The organism is Veillonellales bacterium, assembly GCA_039680175.1.
In the GTDB taxonomy this organism is placed as follows: domain Bacteria; phylum Bacillota; class Negativicutes; order JAAYSF01; family JAAYSF01; genus JBDKTO01.
Genome location: JBDKTO010000006.1, coordinates 1 through 5559 on the forward strand (window position 1 = coordinate 1; position 5559 = coordinate 5559).

Below are 5559 nucleotides of genomic sequence, written 5' to 3' on the forward strand. Positions count from 1 at the left end.
ATTCCCCAGCGCAAACGTGGATCGCTATCATCCAAACGGATGCGTGCCGAGTAGAGAATGTCACCGCTTTTCTCGGTGTAGTCCAAGGATATCCATTCAACCGTTCCATGCAACTCCAACCCTGGGAAGGCATCGACAGTGAGAGTTACCGGTTTGCCGGAATCAATCTTTACAGCTTTGATCTCGTCCAAATCGACTGTTTCACCGACCCAGCTCGAGAAATCCGCCAAATGCAAGATGGGTTCTTTTGCTGAGACGACCTGCCCGATAGTAGCATCAATCGAGGTGACTACTCCATCAAACGGCGCTGACAGAACCATTGCGTCCAATGCCTTTTGGGCGGCATTCACATGCGCCTGGGCTGAATCAATTGGATTAAGCCTTCCTTCAACGGTTACGCCGTTGTTCGAGATCACCGGAGTAGAGATATCAGCCGCTTGTGCATCTGAGTCCGCATTTTGGGTTGAACTGCATGCCGACAACAATAAAGCAAATAGGACTGTTATCAAGAGTGGCAAGAATTTATTCATCGGCTTGGAAAGAGATTTTGTTTTCATTTTTTTCCTTTTTATTTATTCTAAAATTATTCGTAGGCCAAGACTTCGCGAATGGTTAGTTTAGTGGCACTCCGCGCAGGTGCATGACTGGCGACCACTGAAAGTACGGATACAACCACAAACCAAATAATGAAGCCGGTATATGTAAAACCGCATTGAGAGGGGATGCCAAATAACGCACGAGTCACCAAGTCTGATAATAATTTGCTAATCGGGAAGGACAGAACAGATCCGACTATCCAGCTAATCCGACCAATGCCCAAACCTTCGACCAATACCATCTTCACCAGGATCGAATCGGAAGCGCCAATTGAAGCGCATCACTCCAATCTCGCGTGTACGGTCAATTATATTCATGCTCATAGTCCCAGCTAATCCGATACTGCCCACCAGCGCAGTCAGAATTGCCAGAATGAGCAAAAGATTAGTCAAAACTGCAAAGGACGCAGCAGAAGAGTCGTTTATGCTGCTGCCCGTTGTCAGATTGCTGACATGGATTCCATTAGAATTCAGTAGTGCCTGGACCTCCTCAGCCAACATTTTTGCGCAGCACTGTCAGGGTGGTCCTTAGCAACAATGCGGTAAGTGGCAATCATATTCTGCACTTGCCACGGCAAGGTGGTCAGGTACTCTTGGTTGATGTAAGCTGCCAAGCCACCGATCTTGCCTGCAAATTGGAAGAATCCAACAATCACCCATTCTGTCGTCTCACCGTCGATTTGTAGTTCGATGGAATCACCAACTTTCAAGTAAGGAAATCGTTCCTGAAACTGGTCATTTAAGACAATTATGTTCTGGATCTCCGTTTACCAGTGTGACACGGAAACCGCCCACGCAGAATTTCTGCTTTCAAAGGCAGAATACAAAGCTGTTAGGGAGCTAGGAGCAGAAAAAGGACGCATATGTTTTATGCTATCAAATCTGGCAGGCATTTGCCCTTGGTAAGGTAACGCCGGAGGAAGCCAACCGGATGGGCGACAAAATGGCAACGCACTAGACAAAGGGCAAGCAAGCCTTTCTCGGCGCTGCGCACTTTGACCGCAAGCATATAAAGTTTATTTCAATTCCACGTCACCTGACTGCACGAGAAAATTTCGTAATTTCTGGAACTTGTCGTTTGCTCTGCGGCGGCTTTCAGACTGCGTTTGCCTTGAAAACCGCCTGTCCCAGATCAAACATCCGCAATTGCACAGCAAGGGAAATACGAGCATTATGGGCAAGGGCTTGGTGACAAAAAGCCTCTGCCGTTTCATGAACGGCTAAAGACGCAGATGGGGATATTTGTCTTGCCGAAAAGCCGCCGATATAGACGCGTTTTGCAGGTTATGGCCGCTGCTGGCTTAAAGTGAAATGCAGGTGTGGTGGCATTATCAGCTCCCGGTCAGAGAAGCAGTAGCGATTTACCCGGCTCCATTCTTCCACGCTTTGAGAGGGTTACAGCAAGAAGTTATTCAGGCTATTGTTAAGAGCCAAGCCACTCCATCAAAGGGCTTGTCGGAATTACCCATAAGTTCAACCTGATAATTGACATTCAGTTCTGGATAAGAGCAGGAAAAGGACCGGCCTTGAGCAGTGGACCAAGGTGTTCAACTAATAGCCAATTGAAGCGCCGCTACAATATTTTCAGGAAAACGACTTGTTGGAGTATAAGCAGCTGGAGAAAAAAGTAACGGAAGCCGCAGACAGTTTTCATACACTTTAAATAAAATCAAGATCATTGAAACAGCGCCGGATACTAACACCGACCTAATGGATGCGACGGTTGATTATGCCAAAACCCACGCCGTATCCGATGGATACAAAGCAGTAAATACAGTCGGAAGTATTACACGGAACATGAAGCCGCTATTAAGTTGCTCTGAGTGGCACGGGCCATATTCCAGCAGATCCTGTCTGGGGCAAAACTCCCGAAAATGGATGTGCCGGAACAGGAACGACTGTCAGCAGAAAAAAGAGCGCCTACAAGAAGTACCGGACAGTACGGAAAAATATGCAGGGACTTATAATAGTAAAGCAAAATATTGATTATTCGTTCGGCCCGACAGACGTACAGAAAGACAAGAAAATGGAAAGATAGCAACATGACGCAACAAAGAGTACGAAGCGCCCACTTCGCGTTAAGTTGGTCCGAAGTGGCAGCTAAAACTATATTATGCTGTGTGACTAGAACGAATTAGTGTTATAGAATATTTTTCATCATTACATTATTACAACATATATAATGCTTGACAATAAGTCACAAATGTTTTATTATGATTATGGATTTGTAGTAAACAAAGGAGATGCTTTCTGAATAATAGCGAATTAATATTTGGCATAATGTCATCATTTGGATACAGCCAGTATTCATTTGATGACCTTAAGTACCTGACATCTCCGTTTGAAGTCACAGAAACTAGTTTGAGAACCAGCCTCTCCAGAATGATTCGAGAAAGTATAGTACAATCTATGAAAGAGGGGAAAACCGCATTTTATTGTTTAAGCCAAAAAGGAAAGACGATCAGTTCCAACGTATCATTAAGTTTTAAGGAATTGGATTGGGACCAGTGGGACAGAGAATGGTGGGGATTTCTTTTTTCAGTTCCAGATTTACAGAATCAACATAGGCATAAAATTCGCAAAAAAATAGTTGCATACCGGTTTGCTAACTATTACCCTGGTTTTTGGATAAGACCTCTGAATTCCGATGAAAAGATAGGGGAACACCTTCAACCATTAATTAATACTGGAAACTGTGCCCTAATCAAATTTAGATTTGAGAAGGAAATTACCAAAGAAGAGGTAGCTAAACTATGGAAGCTTAATAATATTAATGAAGCACTTGGAACAACGATAAGAGATGTTGAGGAGCATTTAAGCGTAGCAGAAAAGTATAAGCCAGAACAGGGATTACTTTATAAGTTTTTGGTTGGCAATGATATTGTAAATGCTCTTTTCAATGATCCACTGTTACCTGATGAATTTCTGCCAGATAATTGGAAAGGGAAACAATTACGTCGATTATTCATTACATTTGATAAAACCATGACAAGAATTGCTAAGCCATATATAGATAAACATTTTCAAAATGAATAGGGAGAAAGAGCAATGGATGTTTGGAAAAAGCGATTAAACGGAGACCCTGTTCCGTGGTTGCTCTCGAGTAATCCATGGACACAATATGCTTCAATGGTCAATTTGTTAAATATTTCACCTGCTTCCTTTGAAGCAAAGCAGGTTAAAAAGAAATTGCTTGAACACCCCTTAGTTATTGACAAAATTAAGGAAACAGAACAATGGCTAACCAAAGCTGCAACTAGAAATAGTGACCCGAATATAAGTTATTTTAAGTTGCGCATGTTATCGGAATTTGAACTGAACATTAACGACACAGGAATAGAGCAGATTATTAATAAAGCCATATCTCATAAAATAGAAGGAATGTTTGCTGTAAGAGGACGAACACCTGACATGCAGCAACAAGGGAAAGAATATGTAGCATCCGATCCTTATGCTGACATATGGCACATTTCCCCATGTAATTCTCCTGCTATAACATATTCTCTTATAAAACTAGGGTACATGAGTGAAGAAGTTACTCGTGCAGTTAATGCACTTTGTGAAAAATGGGATACACCGCTAGGCTGGTTTTGTCATTTCTTCTTTGTTGAGGGCCAATATAAAAAGCTACATGCAGGATGTCCCATGGCAGGAATTATGGCTCTAGATGTATTCTCTCTTATACCTGAACTAAAAGAATCGATATTTGCAAGAAATGCATTTGAACCTATTCTTTTTCATCGCAACTATGGGAAAACAATTTATTATTTTGGACGTTCAAAAAAATTCTGGACAATGAAGTTTCCTTTCGTTTGGTATAATGCACTATATCTTGCGGATGTTTTAACAAGATTTAATTTTTTAAAAGGCAATGACTTGGTTGAAGACCTTATAAAATGGATTGAATCCTGCCAAGATGAGCAGGGACGGTTTAAGGCAACATCGGTTTTTATGCCATATAAGGAGTGGGATTTCAGTAATAAAAAAGTACCTTCGCCATGGATAACCTATTTGTGTTGCAACATTTTAAAGCGATGGTATGACCAAGATTGAAACCATAAGAACAGATATAGTGATATAAGCCATTTGCTTAAAACATGCCATAAATGAGATGTTTATAAGGAGAAAAATGAAGCTAGTTGAATGGATTTTATATCGCATTTGCAAAACAAGACTCGCATAAAAATACAAGATGGAACAAAACTTGAAAATTTCCCTTTGTTTTGTCCCAAGTGCGGACAAGAAACCTTAATCAATCTAAATCAGTTATCAAAGAGCCACACGCTAAGATGCAGAGCCGATAACATGTGAGAACGTTTTACAGTTATCGACTCACTCTTTTTACAGGGTTTAAAAAATGGAAAGTCTTTGTTTTGCGCACATCGGGCCAAGTTGTCCTGATGTGAATCCCCTTTGCCGATCTCATCGCCTCCATTTCAATTTGGCATCCCAAAATCAAAATGGAGGAAAAGCCATATGGCAAAGACCAATCTGCGGAACTATTACACGTTTTACAAAACCGACCTTTTTATTGATGTACCCGATGAAATTAAAAGGAATATTCTCTTTGTGCCACTTTCACCCTGGCGGTGTATGAACACAAGATCACGGCTGAACAGCTACACGCGGCAATTGCCGCTTTGCCGGACAAGCAGGCAAAGCGTATTTACACGCATTATGTACTCTGCCTGAGCAAAGCAAAGATTGCATGGGCCGAGAGCATAGCAGAGAGCGCTATAAAAAATACTATATGGCATGGACTGAAAAATATGGAGAAATATTTAAAAAATTTCTCTAAACTCCTGCCTTTTAATCTTCTAAATTTCATGGTTATTAGAAAGGACTTTTCCCTTCAATGTTCCTTGACAACCGAATAATGACAACTCAGATACATTCAAAGCATGAGAAAGCCAGGCTGTAGGACGCGGCATGACTTCCATTTAACGGTATGTGCAATAAACGC

The 5559-nt window shown here is 41.6% G+C and carries 4 protein-coding genes and 1 pseudogene; 3 read left to right on the top strand and 2 right to left on the bottom strand.

Features of this window, described 5'->3' with window-relative positions; translation table 11 throughout:
• The coding region (locus ABFC84_00885; protein MEN6411299.1) for an HlyD family efflux transporter periplasmic adaptor subunit at positions 1-557 on the bottom strand (557 nt) is incomplete at its 3' end.
• Between the two features lie 509 nt (positions 558-1066).
• Positions 1067-1306 carry a hypothetical protein gene (locus ABFC84_00890; GenBank protein MEN6411300.1) on the bottom strand — a complete coding sequence of 80 codons (240 nt, stop codon included), beginning with the start codon at positions 1304-1306 and terminating at the stop codon, positions 1067-1069.
• 1570 nt (positions 1307-2876) lie between these two features.
• On the opposite strand from ABFC84_00890, the gene ABFC84_00895 reads away from it, so the two are divergent.
• The 3 genes and pseudogenes from ABFC84_00895 to ABFC84_00905 all read left to right on the top strand — a co-directional run bounded on the left by ABFC84_00895 (position 2877) and on the right by ABFC84_00905 (position 4900).
• Positions 2877-3632 (top strand): PaaX family transcriptional regulator C-terminal domain-containing protein, encoded by a 756-nt coding sequence (locus ABFC84_00895; GenBank protein ID MEN6411301.1) that lies wholly within the window; start codon positions 2877-2879, stop codon positions 3630-3632.
• A 12-nt stretch (positions 3633-3644) separates the two neighbouring features.
• Complete coding sequence (locus ABFC84_00900) at positions 3645-4649, top strand: hypothetical protein (protein MEN6411302.1); 1005 nt, start codon at positions 3645-3647, stop codon at positions 4647-4649.
• Between the two features lie 76 nt (positions 4650-4725).
• A pseudogene (locus tag ABFC84_00905) lies at positions 4726-4900 on the top strand (cysteine-rich KTR domain-containing protein).
• Positions 4901-5559 lie beyond the last annotated feature (659 nt).